This is a genomic window from Clostridium sp. 1001270J_160509_D11, assembly GCF_015667935.1.
Taxonomy (GTDB): Bacteria; Bacillota; Clostridia; order Peptostreptococcales; family Peptostreptococcaceae; genus Intestinibacter.
The window spans coordinates 1-17525 of the sequence record NZ_JADPET010000051.1 but is presented as its reverse complement, the minus strand read 5'-3'; the positions used below and the strand labels follow the sequence as shown (position 1 = coordinate 17525).

At 28.0% G+C, this 17525-nt stretch carries 12 protein-coding genes; 10 read left to right on the top strand and 2 right to left on the bottom strand.

Annotation, left to right across the window (positions count from 1 at the left end; translation table 11 throughout):
- Window positions 1–56 precede the first annotated feature (56 nt).
- The 8 genes from I4U58_RS06640 (at window position 57) to I4U58_RS06605 (ending at window position 12502) form a co-directional block, all read left to right on the top strand.
- Window positions 57–2171 carry a DNA topoisomerase III gene (locus I4U58_RS06640; RefSeq protein WP_195930244.1) on the top strand — a complete coding sequence of 705 codons (2115 nt, stop codon included), beginning with the start codon at window positions 57–59 and terminating at the stop codon, window positions 2169–2171.
- Between the two features lie 57 nt (window positions 2172–2228).
- Window positions 2229–4001: a PTS sugar transporter subunit IIA gene (locus I4U58_RS06635; RefSeq protein ID WP_207743840.1), complete on the top strand. Its 1773-nt coding sequence runs from the start codon at window positions 2229–2231 to the stop codon at window positions 3999–4001.
- A 216-nt stretch (window positions 4002–4217) separates the two neighbouring features.
- The gene (gene pfkB / locus I4U58_RS06630; protein WP_195930243.1) at window positions 4218–5138 is read left to right on the top strand and encodes a 1-phosphofructokinase; all 921 of its coding nucleotides are present in this window, start codon (window positions 4218–4220) and stop codon (window positions 5136–5138) included.
- Window positions 5139–5236: 98 nt separating this feature from the next.
- Complete coding sequence (locus tag I4U58_RS06625; RefSeq protein WP_195930242.1) at window positions 5237–7204, top strand: fructose-specific PTS transporter subunit EIIC; 1968 nt, start codon at window positions 5237–5239, stop codon at window positions 7202–7204.
- 171 nt (window positions 7205–7375) lie between these two features.
- Window positions 7376–8905: an FAD-dependent oxidoreductase gene (locus I4U58_RS06620; protein WP_195930241.1), complete on the top strand. Its 1530-nt coding sequence runs from the start codon at window positions 7376–7378 to the stop codon at window positions 8903–8905.
- A 170-nt stretch (window positions 8906–9075) separates the two neighbouring features.
- Window positions 9076–10446, top strand: coding sequence for a GntP family permease (locus tag I4U58_RS06615; protein WP_195930240.1), 1371 nt, complete (start codon window positions 9076–9078; stop codon window positions 10444–10446).
- A gap of 490 nt (window positions 10447–10936) precedes the next feature.
- Window positions 10937–12043 carry a peptidylprolyl isomerase gene (locus I4U58_RS06610; protein ID WP_195930239.1) on the top strand — a complete coding sequence of 369 codons (1107 nt, stop codon included), beginning with the start codon at window positions 10937–10939 and terminating at the stop codon, window positions 12041–12043.
- 117 nt (window positions 12044–12160) lie between these two features.
- Window positions 12161–12502 (top strand): cupin domain-containing protein, encoded by a 342-nt coding sequence (locus tag I4U58_RS06605; protein WP_195930238.1) that lies wholly within the window; start codon window positions 12161–12163, stop codon window positions 12500–12502.
- Between the two features lie 254 nt (window positions 12503–12756).
- Here the strand turns inward: I4U58_RS06605 and I4U58_RS06600 are convergent, their stop codons facing one another.
- Window positions 12757–14295, bottom strand: a complete 1539-nt coding sequence (locus I4U58_RS06600) for a nitrite/sulfite reductase (RefSeq protein WP_195930237.1) — start codon at window positions 14293–14295, stop codon at window positions 12757–12759.
- 198 nt (window positions 14296–14493) lie between these two features.
- On the opposite strand from I4U58_RS06600, the gene I4U58_RS06595 reads away from it, so the two are divergent.
- Together I4U58_RS06595 and I4U58_RS06590 are read left to right on the top strand one after the other, a co-directional pair.
- The gene (locus I4U58_RS06595) at window positions 14494–14799 is read left to right on the top strand and encodes a hypothetical protein (protein ID WP_195930236.1); all 306 of its coding nucleotides are present in this window, start codon (window positions 14494–14496) and stop codon (window positions 14797–14799) included.
- Between the two features lie 279 nt (window positions 14800–15078).
- On the top strand, window positions 15079–16125 hold the full coding sequence (locus I4U58_RS06590; RefSeq protein ID WP_195930235.1) for a DUF6398 domain-containing protein: 1047 nt from the start codon (window positions 15079–15081) through the stop codon (window positions 16123–16125).
- Window positions 16126–16229: 104 nt separating this feature from the next.
- On the opposite strand, the gene I4U58_RS06585 is transcribed toward I4U58_RS06590, so the two are convergent.
- Window positions 16230–17288, bottom strand: a complete 1059-nt coding sequence (locus tag I4U58_RS06585; RefSeq protein ID WP_195930234.1) for a PTS sugar transporter subunit IIC — start codon at window positions 17286–17288, stop codon at window positions 16230–16232.
- Between the last annotated feature and the right edge of the window lie 237 nt (window positions 17289–17525).

Here is a 17525-nt window from a genome sequence, read left to right as displayed (position 1 = left end):
AAATAAAAGTTTTATATAAAAATATATAATTGCAAACTTTGTAGAAAGGACACAATATGGCAAAAATATTAGTTTTAGCCGAAAAACCATCAGTTGGAAGAGATATTGCCAGGGTTTTAGGTTGTAAAAATGAAAAGAATGGATATATAGAAGGTAATAAATATATAGTGACATGGGCATTAGGTCACTTAGTTACATTAGCAGATCCAGAAACTTATGATAAAAAATATAAATCTTGGGATATGAGTGATTTACCAATACTTCCAAAAGATTTGAAAACTGTAGTAATAAAAAAGAGTGCAAAACAATTTAATACAGTAAAAGCACAATTAAATAGAAATGATGTAAGTGAAGTTGTAATAGCTACAGATGCTGGTCGTGAAGGCGAATTAGTAGCTAGATGGATAATAGAAAAAGCACATATTAAAAAGCCTATTAAACGTCTTTGGATATCTTCAAGTACAGATAAAGCTATAAAAGAAGGCTTTACTAAACTTAAAGATGCAAAAGAATACAACAATCTATATTATTCTGCAATAGCTAGAGCAGAAGCAGATTGGATAGTCGGTATAAACGCAACTAGAGCGCTTACAACAAAGTATAATGCTAGTTTATCATGTGGTAGAGTCCAAACTCCGACTTTAGCTATGATATTAAAAAGAGAAGACGAAATAAGAAACTTCAAGCCAAAAGACTACTATACTTTAGATATTTTAACTGAAAAAGGTGGAAACTATTTAAAGTTATCTTGGCATGATAAAAATAATTCTACTTCGACTTTCAATAAAGAAAAAATTGAAAACATAAAGAAAAAAGTATTAAACAAGGATTTAAAAATAGTAGATGTCAAAAAGTCGAACAAGAAAAAATACGCTCCATCACTTTATGATTTAACAGAATTACAAAGAGATGCAAATAAAATGTTTGGATATTCAGCAAAAGAGACTTTATCTATAATGCAAAGATTATACGAACATCATAAAGTTCTTACATATCCAAGAACAGATTCAAGATATTTAACTGACGATATAGTAGACACATTAAAAGATAGAATAAAAGCTGTAAATACTAGTGAATATTCAAAAGTATCTATGAAACTACTAAAAACAAAAATAAAACCTAATAAATCTTTTGTAGACAATTCAAAAGTTACAGATCACCACGCGATAATACCTACAGAAGAAAGAGTGTTTTTAGGGGATTTATCTGATAAAGAGAGAAAAATATATGATTTAGTAGTTAAGAGATTTTTAAGTGTATTATGTCCACCTTTTGAATATGAGCAAACAACTATAAAAGGAAGTTGTGAAGGCGAAACATTTACAGCAAAAGGCAATAAAATTATAAAATTAGGTTGGAGAGAAAATTATACTGTAGATGACAATGAAACATATGACGGTATAATTGATATAAATGTAGATGAAGTATTAAAAGTGGAAAGTGTAAAAATAGAAAACAAAAAAACTAATCCGCCTTCATATTTAAATGAAGCTACTTTACTTACAGAAATGGAAAAACATAATTTAGGAACTGTTGCAACAAGAGCAGATATAATTGAAAAATTATTTAATTCTTTCTTTGTTGAGATGAAAAATAAAGAAATTCATATAACATCAAAAGGAAGACAACTTTTAGATTTAGCACCTAAGGATTTAAAAAGTCCAGAGTTAACTGCTAAATGGGAAAAAACTTTAAATGATATTTCAAAAGGTAAGAGCAAGAAAAATGAGTTTTTAAATGAAATGAAAAATTACTCAAAAACTATCGTAAAAGAAATAAAAAATAGTGAAAATAAATTCAAACATGACAACATAACAAGAAATAAATGCCCAGAGTGTGGAAAATTCATGCTAGAAGTCAATGGAAAAAGAGGTAAGATGCTAGTTTGTGAAGATAGAGAATGTAATACTAGAAAATTAATTTCACAAACTACAAACGCAAGATGTCCAAATTGCCACAAAAGGCTTGAACTAAAAGGCCAAGGTGAAGGAAAAATATTTACATGTAGCTGTGGACATAGAGAAAAATTATCTTCATTTAATAAAAGAAAAGCCGAAGAAAAAGGAAAAGCATCTAAAAAAGATATAAATAAGTATCTAAAAAATCAAAATAAAGAGCAAGAAGCATTCAACAATCCTTTTGCTGCTCTTGCTAATTTAAAAAATAAATAATATAAAGTTTAAAGGGAATGTAATAGGAAAATAAACAGAGTTTTTAAGGGGGAGATTTTGATTATCTATAGTGTAAGAGCCTTAAATATAATTGAAATATTAAAAAATTCTCATGATCCTGTCAGTAGTTTAGCTCTTAGTGAAGAAATTGGATGTTCTACAAAGACTATACAAAGTGAAATAAAAGACATCAATAAAAATGGCAAAGATGGGAAAATCATATCAATCCGAGGAATAGGTTATAAAATAGAAGGCTCATTTGACGATATTGCTATTCCTAGTCAGTATTTAGGGAATGTAGATAGGATTGATTATATTATAAAAAATTTGATAAACTTGACGACTAAGCCAGAAAATACTGTGAAATTAGAGGAATTAGCTGACTCTATGTATATAAGCGTCTCTACAGTAAAAAATGACTTAAAAGAAGTAAAATCTATTTTGAAAAAGTACAATATATCTGTTGTATCAAAACACAAGCAAGGTATAGCAATACAAGCGAGTGAAGATGATATAACGAGTTTTATATTAGATATATGTTCAAAAAAAGACAATGAACTTAATCTAAAAGACTTTTTAAGTGAAAAAGTATCAAATAATATATTCAACTTAAAAAATATTATTTTGAATATGTTGGGGAGAGAACATTTAGTGCTTAGTGATACAGAATTTAAAAATTTATGCAGTATTATCTTTATAAAGCTAAGTAGAAGTAATCAAGATGAAAGTGAATTTATACAAGCATATATAAAAGATTATATAATTCAAAGAGAATTAATAATGAATGATGATAAAAATAAAGAAAAAATAATACGAGCAATAAAGAAATTCTGTAAAAACTTAAAAATTGCAACATCTATAGACTTAAGCCAAGATGAAATATTTGAAACTTGTCTTTACAACCATATAAATAGTATATATAAAAAGATGAATTTGGGAATAAATCAATATGGAGTTTTACCTATTGATATAAGAATAAAATATCCATATGCATATGAATTAGGTAAAATTGCGAAGAAAACAATAGAAGAAGAATTAGGCTTAAAACTAGATGATGAAGAAATATCTAATATAGCAGTACATGTCGGTGGTGCTATTGAAAGGTCAGAACATAATCAAAAGAAAAAAGTCTTTAAAGTAATAATCGTCTGTGTATCTGGGATAGGTACATCGATGCTAGTAAAAAATAAATTAGAATATTTATTTGAAGGAAAAATAGAAATAGTTAAAATAATACCGGCATATTTAATCGATTACATAAATGTTATGGAAGTCGACTTTATAATATCAACAGTAGATATTAAATGCGAGAGGGTACCAGTTATAACAGTTTCTCCTCTTTTAAATGACAATGAAGTAAAAATAATAGAAAAGTTTATGAAAACAGGAAAGATGTATAAAGAAGTTGAGACGAGAGATTTATTTGACAGAAATTTATTTTTTACAGACTTAGATTTTAATACAAAGGAAGAAGTTATAGAATATATGGGTAGCCAACTTGTAAATCAAGGGGTTATAGATGATGAGATGAAAAAATCATTCTTTGATAGAGAAAAAATAGCTACTACAGAAATTGGACATATGGTTGCACTGCCACATGGAGCTAATGGAAAAATATTAAAAAACAAAATTGCAGTTGGTATATTAAAAAATCCTATACATTGGACATTAGATGATGTAAGATTAGTTTTGATTTTAGCTATTGATAAAGATGAAATATTTGATTATGAAAAGTTATTTTCAACAATATACAAGCAAGTCGGTTCAGTATCAAAAGTAATCGGTATATGTGAAAATAAAAGCTACGAAAAATTTATGAAGATGTTTTAGTTTATAAATTTAATATAAAATAAATGTTTAGGGAGATAAATAAATAATTTATCTCCCTAAATTATTTATTTATAAAAATGATAAATTTCTCTTTTAATTAAGAGAAATTTATTGACTTTCTGAAAACGTATTTTTGAATTACTATAGAGTTATAAGATAAATAAACGTAATAAAAAAAATAAAAATGAGCACTAATAATATAAAGGAGGCTTATGGATGATATATACAGTAACTTTAAACCCATCGATAGACTATGTTATAAAAGTTAAAGAGCTAGTTAAGGGTCATATAAACAGAGTAAATGAAGAACATGTATATCCGGGTGGTAAGGGAATAAACGTGACAAGAATACTAAAAAACTTGGATAATGATAATATAGCCTTAGGATTTGTAAGTGGATTTACTGGAGATTATATAATAAATTCGTTAAAAGAATTAGGCTTAAAATCAAACTTTATAAAAGTAGAGCAAGGTTTTACTAGAATTAATGTAAAAATCAAAAGTGAAGAAGAAACTGAAATAAATGGTCAGGGACCAAATATAAAAAAAGAAGAATTAGATGAGTTTTATAAAGTAATAGATCAACTAGTAGATGGAGATATTTTAATATTATCCGGAAGTATTCCATCGTGCTTAGATGAAAAATTATATGAAGACATAATGAAAAGAGTAGAACATAAAAATATAAAAGTCGTTGTAGATGCGACAAAGAACTTACTTTTAAATGTTTTAAAATATAAACCATTTTTAATAAAACCAAATAATCATGAATTAGCAGAAATGTTTAATGTAGAGTTAAATACAACTCAAGATATAATTTTTTATGCTGAAAAATTAAAAGAAATGGGAGCTCAAAATGTATTAATATCTATGGGAAAAGACGGAGCCTTATTAGTATCAGAAGATAATCAAGTACTTATAAGTAGTGTTGCAAAAGGTGAAGTTGTAAATTCAGTAGGTGCAGGGGATTCAATGGTGGCAGGTTTTATAAGTGGATACTTAAAATCACAAAACTACGAAGATGCTCTTAGATTAGGTGCAGCAAGTGGGGGTGCTACAGCATTTTCTTCTGACTTAGCTACTAGAGAATTTATAGATAAACTAGTAAAAGAAATAAAAATAGAAAAAATAAAATAATATATAGTCTGAAAAAGTCAAAAAAATTATAAAGAAAAATAATACAAATATATAAAGGCAATAATACTATTTAATAATTATGAAAAGGAGTAGGAGTTATGAGAATTACAGATTTATTATCAAAAGAATCTATCAAGTTAAACCTTTCATCTAAAACTAAACCAGATGTAATTGATGAAATGGTAGATTTAGTAGATGCAAGTGGAAATTTAAACAATAAAGCCGAGTATAAAGAAGCAATTTTAGCTCGTGAGGAATTGAGTACTACTGCAGTTGGCGAAGGAATAGCAATCCCTCATGCAAAGACAAAAGCAGTAAAAAAAGCTTGTCTAGCAGCAGGTATAACAAAAGATGGTATAGACTATGAAGCATTTGATGGAAGTTTATCTAATTTATTCTTTATGATAGCAGCTCCAGATGGTGCAAATAATACACATTTAGAGGTATTATCAAGATTATCTACAATACTTATGGATGAGGAATTTAAAAATAGTTTAATAAATTCAACAAGCGTAGATGAATTTTTATCATTAATAGACAAAAAAGAAACTGAAAAGTTCCCAGAAGAATCAAAAGAAGTTAAAACTCATAACGAATCTCAAAATATTAAAGAAAATAATAAATATCCTGAGGTCTTAGCCGTAACTGCTTGTCCAACAGGTATAGCGCATACATTTATGGCAGCAGAAAACTTAAATAATAAGGCTGAAGAAAAAGGAATAACAATAAAAGTTGAAACTAATGGTTCTGGTGGAGTAAAAAACGCTTTAACAAAAGAAGAGATAGAACATGCAAAATGCATAATTGTTGCAGCTGATAAAAAAGTTCAAATGAATAGATTTGATGGCAAAAAAGTTATAATAACTAAAGTTGCAGATGGAATACATAAAGCCGATGAATTATTAGATAGAGCAATAAAAGGTTATGCTCCTGTATATCATGCTGATGGAGTAAGTAATGATTCAGAAGAAAGTACAGATGAAAAAGAGAGTTTAGGAAGAAAATTTTATAAAGATTTGATGAATGGCGTATCTCATATGTTACCATTTGTTGTAGGTGGAGGTATATTAATAGCAATAGCATTTTTACTAGATGATTACAGCATAAATCCAGCTAACTTCGGTAAAAATACTCCGATTGCAGCATTCTTTAAAACTGTAGGTGAACAAGCATTTGGATTTATGTTACCTATATTAGCAGGTTATATTGCAATGAGTATAGCTGATAGACCAGGTTTAGCAGTAGGTTTTGTAGGTGGAGTTATCGCAAAAGATGGATATACTTTTACAAATGTAATGGATTTTGCAAATTCTAATCCAATAAGTTCAGGATTTTTAGGTGCTTTATTAGCAGGTTTTGTAGCAGGATATATAGTACTTTTACTTAAAAAGATATTCTCTAAATTACCAGAATCACTAGAAGGTATAAAACCAGTATTACTTTATCCAGTCTTCGGTATATTATTAATGGCGATATTTATGATGGCTGTCAATCCAATAATGGGTGCAATAAATACAGGGCTTAACAACTTCTTATCATCAATGAGTGGAAGTAGTAAGATATTATTAGGTGCTGTATTAGCTGGAATGATGGCTGTTGATATGGGTGGACCATTTAACAAAGCTGCATATGTATTTGGTACTGCACAACTTACAGTTGCAAATGCAGGACCTGAACAATTTGAAATAATGGCAGCAGTTATGATAGGCGGTATGGTACCTCCTATAGCAATAGCACTTGCAACTACATTCTTTAAAGATAGATTTACTGAAAGTGAAAGAAAATCAGGTATAGTAAATTATGTAATGGGATTATCATTTATAACAGAAGGTGCAATACCATTTGCAGCAGGAGACCCAGCAAGAGTAATACCATCTTGTGTAGTAGGTTCAGCAATAGCTGGTGCATTATCAATGGCATTTAGCTGTGGATCTAGAGCTCCTCATGGAGGAATATTTATATTACCAGTTATAAGTAATCCACTAATGTATTTTGTAGCATTAGTAATAGGTTCAGTAGTTGGAGGATTAATACTAGGATTATTAAAAAAGAAAAAAGTAAGTTAATTAGTTAATTAGGTTAAATTGATAAAATATAAATTAACTCATATATAAACACAACCCTTGATGCCACGAGTTTTACTCGTGGCAAATTTTATTTATACAAAATTAATAAATATATTTTCTAATATTGGAAACAATACAATAGTATAAAAAATTAAGGAAAAGGTGTTTAATATGGAAAATTCATTTTGGATAATAAATAATCAAGGTGAAAGTTATCCCACTTTAGATAAAGATATAGAAATAGACTACTTAATAGTAGGAGCAGGCCTTACAGGCCTTCATACAGCCTATATGTTAAGCAAAGAAAATAAACAAACAATAGTTATAGAGTCAGATAAAGTTGGATATGGTTCATCTGGAAGAAATACTGGAAAAATAACATCATCACATGGATTGATTTACGAAAATATAAGCAAAAAATATGGAAAAGAAAAGGCAAGACTTTACTATGAAGCTAATGAAGATGGACTTAAATTAATTAAAGATATAGTAAAAAAATACGATATAGATTGCAATTTTGAAAATTTGCCTAATTACATATTTACTGAAGACGAAGACTATTTAAATCAACTAAAAAATGAATATAAAATCTGTGAAAAACTACAAATACCATACGAATATTTAAATAGTATAGAAGACTTTCCTCTAGATATAAAAGGCGCCCTTAAATTAGACAATCAAGCTCAATTTAATTCTAAAAAATATATGGATAGTCTAGCAAAAGTTATTTCAGAAAAAGGTGTTGAAATATATGAAAATACACCAGTAGTAGGACTTGAAAAACATAAAGATTTTTATATTGTAAAGACAAGAAACGATAAAACAATTAAGGCTAAATCAGTTGTAATAGCATCATCAAATATATGGCATGATGAATTAGGACTTTATTTTACAAAAGAGCAGGCATATAGATCATATTTAACTGTTTCAAAGCTAAATAAACCTATCGCAAAAGGCATGTTTATAAATATAGAAAAGCCATCAAAAACTGTAAGAACGTATACTGATGGAGATAAATCTTATTTAGTATGTGGAGGCTTTGACCACAAAACTGGTAAATGCGATAATGAAAATGACATATTTAACGATATTGTAGAATTTGCAAAGAATAACTTCAAAATAGGAACATTAGAATATAAATGGTCTACACAAGATTATATAACAACCGACAACATACCTTATATAGGCCATATAAGCAAAGATGAGCCCGATATATATATTGCTACGGGATTTTGTAAGTGGGGCATAAGTACATCCGCTGTTGCAGGTATCGTTATAACCGATTTAATTTTAAATAATAAATCAAAATACCAAGAATTGTTTGACCCATCTAGAACAGGAAGTTATTTAAACTTAAACTACTTAAAAGAAAATACCATTATGGCTTATGACTATATAAAAGGCAAAATTAAAAAGGGAAGTATGGAGCTAGATATACAAAAAGAAGAGGGAAAAGTAGTAGTTATAGATGGGGATAAATATGGAGCATATAGAGACAAAAATGGGAAATTATTTGTTGTGGATATAACATGCACACATTTAGGATGTGAACTAAAGTTCAATAGTTTTGAAAAAAGCTGGGATTGTCCATGTCATGGGTCTAGGTTTAATTATGACGGAAGTATCTTAAATGGACCAGCACTTAAACCATTGAAATTGCTTGGAATGGGGGATAATGATATTGACCCTGATTTAGTATAAGATTATTATAGTAGCAAGAGTATGTCTTAAATCACGGAATTTTATAGACAAATTTAAATCTTTAAAGATTAAATCTGGAAAAATAGATTAAATATAAAAAATTGGGGAATTTATAAAATATAAAAGAAGTATGGAAGGAGTAGTGTTGTTACTACAACACTAAATAAAAAATGTTTAGCATTATAGGATTAATTTTATCACTTGCACTCATTATGTTTTTAGCATATAAAGGGTATTCAACAATAATCACAGCACCAATAGTAGCACTATTAACACTTATAGTAACTACTGGTTTTGATAGCCACCTAATGGCATCTTATACAGAAGTATATATGTCAGGCTTTTCGAGTTTTGTAAAAAATTACTTCCCGTTATTTATGACAGGAGCCATATTTGCTATATTAATGGAAAAAGCAAATTATGCAAAATCTATTTCTCATTTTATAACAAAAAAATTAGGTAGCGACAAGGCGATATTATCTATAGTTTTATCGGGAGCGCTACTTACATATGGAGGAGTTTCTTTATTTGTAGTTGCTTTTATATCATATCCTATAGCGAGGAGTTTATTTAAAGAAGCAGATATTCCAAAAAGGCTTATTCCTGGATGTATTGCATTAGGTTCATTTACTTTTACAATGACAGCAGCTCCAGGCTCACCAGAAATTCAAAATGTTATCCCAATGAAGTACTTTGGAACAGATGCTTTTGCAGCACCGTTACTTGGTATAATTGCAAGTTTGTTAATGTTAGGATTAGGAATGATTTATTTAAGTAGAGAAGCTAAAAAAGCTAGAAATAATCATGAAGGATATGGAGATTATATAGAAAATGAAAAATTAACTGATGAAAAACTACCAAATATACTTGTGGCAATTGTACCTATTTTAATTATATTTGCATCAAACTTATTTTTCTCAAAAGCATATTATCCTTCAGTTGATGGAGCCTATTTAGAAAAGTTTAATACAACTTTAGGTAATGTATCTGGAACATGGAGTGTTATAATTTCAATAGTTATAGCAGACTTATTTTTAGTTATTACTAATTTTAAAAAAATCAAAAACATAAAAAGTGTTTTAGATGAAGGTGTTACTAATTCTTTTAGACCTTTATTAAATTCATCAGCAATTGTTGGGTATGGCAGTGTGATTAAATCATTGGCTATTTTTTCAGTAGTTCAAAATTTTGTATTTAATATTTCGTCAAATCCTATAATATCAGAAGCCTTATCTGTAAATTTAATTTGTGGACTTACAGCATCTGCTTCTGGAGGATTAACAATTACTTTAGATGCTTTAGCACCTACTTATCTGCAAATGGCGAGTGATTTAAATATTTCACCTGAAATTTTACATAGAATAGCTTCTCTAGCTTGTGGAGGTCTTGATACATTGCCTCATAATGGAGCAGTTATTACAACCCTAGCTATTTGTGGTCTTACTCACAAAGAATCATACAAGGATATATTTGTAACATCTGTATTAATTCCGATAATTGTAACAGCTATAATTGTAATAGGTGTGAGTATATATATTTAAAATAAATGTAAGCCAGAAATTTTTATAACTTTCCTGGCTTATTTTATTATCTTAAATATATCTTTTAACAATTTCCTCAAATAGAGGCTTAATTTCTTTTAAATCATCTATTTCATCAAAGTCATATTTGATAGTGTCTTTGTTTTCATTAGATAATAACAAACAAATAACTAAGAATAAATTAAGGTTTTTATTATAAGGTAAAAACGGACAAAATCGTTAGCGCCATGAACAAAGTGAATTTTAAGCAACGGACGAAGTCGTTGGCGCCATAAACAAAGTGAATTTTAAGCAACATACGAAGTTGTTGGCGCAATGAACGAAGTGAATTTTCGTTAAAACTTATTTTACTATTCAACAATTTGTAATATTTTTTTTAAAAAATCATGTAAAAATAATGATATAATACAAATGTTAAATTTTATTAAATAATTAAAATAAATCTGTAGATATTAGATTTTAAAATATATAAATTATTCAGGAGGATAGAATGTTCAATAAAAAGAAAAAGGTAGAAGATACTTCTAAAGAAATAAATAAAGATTTAGAAGATAATAATCAAGAAACTAAAGAAACACCAAATAAAGTTGTAATTATGACAGAAGATGAGAAAAAAGAGCGAAAAATAATGAAAAAAGTAGCGCTAGTATGTGCTTTAGTTGCTGTAGTTGGAGGAGCTTTCTATGGAGGTTTATCATATGGAAGAGTTTTACCTGCAAGCCATAGATATTATTCTAATAGCGAAGTTTATGCAAGTGTCGGTGATAGCAAAATAACAGGAAAAGATTTAAAAAGTGTTATGGAACCTATTTTTTATGCAAATGGGTTACAAAAACTAACTGAGTCACAAATTTCTACATATGAATCGACAATGTTGGAGTACTTAGTAAATATCGAGGTTTTATATAAAGAAGCTAAAGAAAACAATGTTGAAATAACAGATGACCAAGTACAAGAAAATTATGATACTACTATAGCAAATATCAATTCTCAGTACAATTTAACAGAAGATGAGTACTTTGAAAAATTCAATCTTACAGAAGATAAATTAAAAGAGCGTATAAAAAAGGAATTAATGGGTGCTAAATATCTAGAAGAATATAGCGAGGTAAGTGAAGAAGAGGCAAAAAATTATTATGAAAAGAATCAAGATGATTTCCAACAAATTCGTGCATCACATATATTAATTTCAAATTATGACAGCAGTAATAAAAAACTGAGCGATGAACAAATAGAAGAAAACAAAAAAACTGCAGAAGCTGTTTTAAAAATGGCATTAGATGGAGATGACTTTGCAACATTGGCAAAAGAGTATTCTGATGACTCTAGTGCATCTAGTGGAGGGGATTTAGGATATTTTACAGAAGATGAAATGGTAAGTGCTTTTTCAAAAGCTGCATTTTCATTAAAAATAGACGAAATATACCCAGAGGTTGTAGAGACGAGTGCGGGATATCATATAATAAAGAAAACTGGTGAAAAAGTACAAGATTTTGATGATGTTAAAGATGACCTAATAAGTACATTAGAAAAGACAAAACAAACTACTTTAATGAAAGATTTATATACAAAATACGATGTTCAATTAAAAAGTTAATAGAAAAACATAAAGCATTATCTTTAAATAATTTAAAATTTAGATAATGCTTTTATATTGTAAAATTGTGATGTATTATTTAATTAAATGGAAATAAAATTTAAGGGGGATATACAAATGATAAGAAGAAAAGATGAATTGACAAAGGTTGTTGGTCCTATAGAAGGGGGAAAAGGAAACATAACTCGTGAATTGTTGATAGAAGGGGATGAGCTAAAAAATCAAGCTAAAGTATTTGCAAAATTAAGTGTTCCAGTTGGCGGTTCAGTTGGATTACATGAACATAATAAGGACTATGAGGTTTACTATATATTAAGTGGCAAGGGAGAAGTTTTAGATGGTGATAAAATAGTACAAGTAAATGAAGGAGATGTTGTATACGCCATTAATACTAAACACTATATCGAAAATATAGGAGATGAAGAATTAGTATTTTTAGCTGTTATAATAAATTTATAAAATAAATAAAACTGTAGAAATATATAAGTCTATTTCTACAGTTTTATTTATTTTATAGAAATTATATATTATCTGGTTTATGGATAATGTATAATTTCTAATCTATTAACTAAAGCAACTGAATCTTTGATTCGTTGGCGCCATGAGCGAAGTGAATTTTAAGCAACGGAACGAAGTCGTTGGCGCTATGAGCGAAGCGAATTTTTTATAATATATATAAAGTTTTATAAGAATTTATATTTTGTATTTATTAATTATTTTAGAAAATTCTTTTTATGATTATTTACGAAATTAATAAAATCAATATTATTTTCTATTAATTTTTCACTTATTTCATATAGCATAGGTGAAATATCAAAGCTTTTGAAACATCCTAATGATTTTATTTGGATGGATTTATTATCATTTAAAAGTTTATTTATATTCATTTCAAAACAATCTACATTAACTTTATTGATGCTTTTCATTGTTCCGACTAAAGTAATACATCCGATTTGTTGGAATCCACATACGTTTTTACAAGAAGATATATATAGTTGTGGCATAACTTTTAAATTTTCTCTATCTTTGCTATTTATTTTAAAATAAGTAATAATATCAGACAGTAATTTTTGACTATTGCAAATACCTATTTTACAAATAGGTGTACCGATACAACATATGCTGTTTTCTAATGCTGTACAGCCGTTTATACATTCTGTAGTATCTAATATTTTTTTAGCCTCTTGCCCATCTAAATTTAATATATATATTTCTTGGTTCATTCCTAAACGAATAATAGGATTTTTAATTTTATCTAGTTCTTTTAATAAACATTTTAAGTCTTTTAATTTGTACATACCTCCTAATGGATGGATATAGACTGAATATAATCCTTGTTGTTTTTGTTTAAATAATCTAGGATTATCACATTCGATATCTATGCCTTGTTTATTATAGTCAATAGGAGTTGGATTTATTTTTAAATTTATATTTTGCCTTTGTTTATCGATGTATAAGTACAGTCTTTTTAAAAATTCATCTTTTCCTAATTTATCAATAATATAACTTATTTTTGATTTATGTTTATTTTTATAATCTCCTTCTGATTTAAAAAATTCAATCATGCCTTCGATATAAAATAATGCATCGCTAGGATTTATTAGATGTGGAAGTTTTAACCCTACTTTAGGTTCTTTTCCCAATGAACCTCCAACATATACTTCAAAATAAGGCTTATTTTCTTTTAGAGTAGCTATAAATCCCATATCTTGAGTAATAGCATATGCATAGTCATTTTGTGAATTTGAATAATAAACTTTAAATTTTTGAGGAAGATTATAAGTATTTATTTTATTTAAAAAATATTTATCAGTAGCTAGAGCATATGGAGTAACATCAAAGCTCTCTTTAATATTTACTCCAGATAGGGGAGAAAGACCGACGTTTCTAGGAAAATTACCTCCGCTACCTTTAGTATAGATGTCATTTTCTATTAATTGTTTCATTATATTGACGGTACTATCCATGTCTAAGTCTTGAAATTGAATTGACTGTCTAGTAGTTATATGTATAGATTTTAAATTGTTTTTATTAGCGATTTGATAAATTGTATGAAGTTGCGATCTAGACATAATCCCACACGAAATTCTTAGTCTAATTAAAAATAATTTTTTGTTTAATTCAGAGTAAACTCCATAGCCTGCTGCAAATTCTTTATATTGCATTGTAGATATATTTCCATTTAAATAATTTAATGTATAATCTCTAAATTCGGGAATTTCATTTAATAGAGTTTTTTTGAAATTATTCATAAGTACACCGCCTATTTTAAAATCTGATTAATAGTATCTCCAATAAAGTGAGTTTTATCCTAATATAGAGATTTTATAAAAATTATATTGAAAATAAAAGAAAAATTGTTAGTAAACTTACTTTTGTATTACAATTAAAATATGTAGTATTTAATTATGTATGTCATAAGTAAAAATATAATAAATTGGAGGAATATAATGGAGGTATATGAATCTATAATAAATAAATTGGATAGTATGTTAGATGAAATTGAAAATAATATAATAATGCATAAAAAGAATAAGGTGTTAATTAATAAAGATTTGAATAAAATTATTAAAATTGCAATAGATACAAAGGATTTTTTTAAAACAATATATTATGATGAAAAACAAGAAATAGTACTAGAAGAGATAAAAGAAGACGAAGCTAATATAATCTTTTTAAGACTTACGGAATGTGTTGCAAGGGGAGCTTTTTTAAAATCAATTATTTACATGTCAGATTATACGAAAAATTGTTAATAATTGATGAAGATTTTGTATATAAATAAATAATATTCTGAATCAAAAAACACTTTTTAAAATTATATTTTAACAGTATACAGTTAAACTTTGACATAGGTATACAATATATGATAAATTATATAAAGTATGTTGAAAATAAACATAAGTTTATAACCTTAGGAATTTAGACTTAAATTTAATTTTAGGTAAAATATATATTTTATACTATTTAAATGAAGACTTTTTAAGAAAATGATATAATAATAGAGGTTAAAAATTTGATTCGGGAGGATATTGATGAAAGACAGAATAAATGAAATTAGAAATGCAATAGTAGAATATTGCAAAGAAAATCTAAACGAACAATACAAAGATATGAGTTTAGATCTTCTAGCAAAAATAGAGCAAAAAGACGGAGAACTATTAACTTCATCTAGATGTGATATATGGGTAGCGGCTATATTAAACATGGTATTAGAAGATGCTGAAATGTTTAAAAGATCACATCCTATGTATATCACAAAAAAAGCTTTCTCTGAAAAAACTGGTGTTAGTTTAAAAACAATAAAAAGTAAATCAGATGCATTAAGAGCTTTATTTGAAGGTGAAGAAACTGTAGTAGCTGAAGCAGCAGTAACTGCTGAAAACACAGTAGAAGTTGTACAAGCTGAAGAAGTAAAAGTTGAAGCTACAAAAGAATTAACAGAAGATGAAACTAAATCTGCAAAATACAAAGCTTTAATGGGACTTGCTCACGAAGATTTACCATTTGAAGATAGATTAGACTATTTAAGACAAGCTATGGCTGTTGCAGAAGAAATGATAGTTGATAGAGAAAATACAACTAACTACTGGAATAATGAGTCTGCTAGACCATACATGATAGCAGCTCAAGATTTAGCTACTTTATTAATGAACAACAAAAATCACAAAGAAGCTAGAAAAATGTTCGAGTTATTATTAAAAATGGACGAAAATGATACTCAAGGAAACAGATACAAATTAATAAACTTATTAATAGCAAAAAATGATAGAAAAGCAGTAAATGACTTATTCGCAAGATTCAAAAATGAAGACTCAGCTCAATGGGATTACTTCAAAGCATTATACTACTTTAAAAATGGAAACTTATACTTTGCTAAATCTGCAATAAAAGACGGAGTAGAAAAAAATAAATACATAGGATTATTCCTAATGCAATGGACAGCTGCTTTAAGAATGTCTGGTTCAGTAATAGATCCTGTGTTATATACAGAAGCTACTTACTACTACAATGAAAACTTCGCGTTATGGAAAAGTACTAAAGGCGCATTAAAATGGTTAGTTAATGCAGTAGTAAAATAAAAAAAGGCTATTAAATAGCCTTTTTTGGTTTGAATATATTGAGAAATTATATTTATTTCAACTATAGATAAGTATAATTTCTTTTTTTATTCTATAAAAAATATTTATATATCTAGTTTTAAATCGCCAGGTTTAATCCAATTTTTAGCTCTCATAAATTCTGATATTATTAATGTTACAATAGCAGGAAGAATAAAGTGAAGAAGTAATATTCCAACCCACATCATACTTGATGTATTTCCTGATTCAGTCATTGCAGTTATTGTACCAAATTGTCCTACTAAACCACATGTACCCATACCAGAACCAATTGCGATATTTTCCATTTTAAATACCATAGTTGATAGAGGACCTAAAATTGCTGAGGCTAATGTTGGAGGAATCCATATTTTCCAGTTTTTTATTATATTAGACATTTGTAACATAGATGTCCCCAAGCCTTGAGCAAATAAACCACCGACTCCATTTTCTCTATAACTCATAACAGCAAATCCAACCATTTGGCAACAGCAACCGACAGTAGCGGCACCTCCAGCAAGTCCACTAAGTCCAAGCATCATACATATAGCAGCACTACTTATTGGAAGTGTTAGAGCTATACCTACTAATACTGCGACAATCACGCCCATTAAAAGAGGTTGCATTTCAGTAGCACTCATTATAACATTACCAAATCCCGTCATAAATGCAGAAACAGCAGGTCCAACGGCTTCAGCAATTAACACACCTATTAATATAGTTACAGCAGGTGTAACTAATATATCTATTTTTGTTTCTTTTGAAACTAATTTACCAAATTCGCAGGCAAAAATAGTTGCAACAAATGCACCTACAGGTCCACCTAACTCATTACCACAAGCTCCGACCAATGCACAAGAAAACATTACTAGTGGTGGTGCTTGAAGCCCATATGCAATTGCTACAGCTATAGCAGGTCCTGTAACTTGTTTTGCAAGAGGGTTAATAACATCAGTAAATAATGATATATGAAGATTTTGACCTAGAGTATTAAATATTGTGCCTATTAATAAAGATGCAAATAAACCAGAGGCCATAAAACTAAGCGCATCTATTAAGTATCTTTGAACTGATATTTCAATATTTTTGTCTTTTGCAAATTCTAAAAAACTCCTTCTTTGTTTAGTTTGTCTTATTTGTTCCATTTAAAATAATTCCTTTCTATACCATTTAGGTAATATATTTCTAAAAATAATCCTAGGTAAATTATAGTATTTTTTAGCTGACATTACAAATGAAATTACAGTGAAGTTTACAACATATTTAAAAGAATTGTTAAAACAAATTATAGTATGTTTAAAATAAATAAATTTTGCCAATAATTTAATAAGCATAATTGAAACTATTGAGTAAAATAAAGGTATTTGCACTATTGATAGATC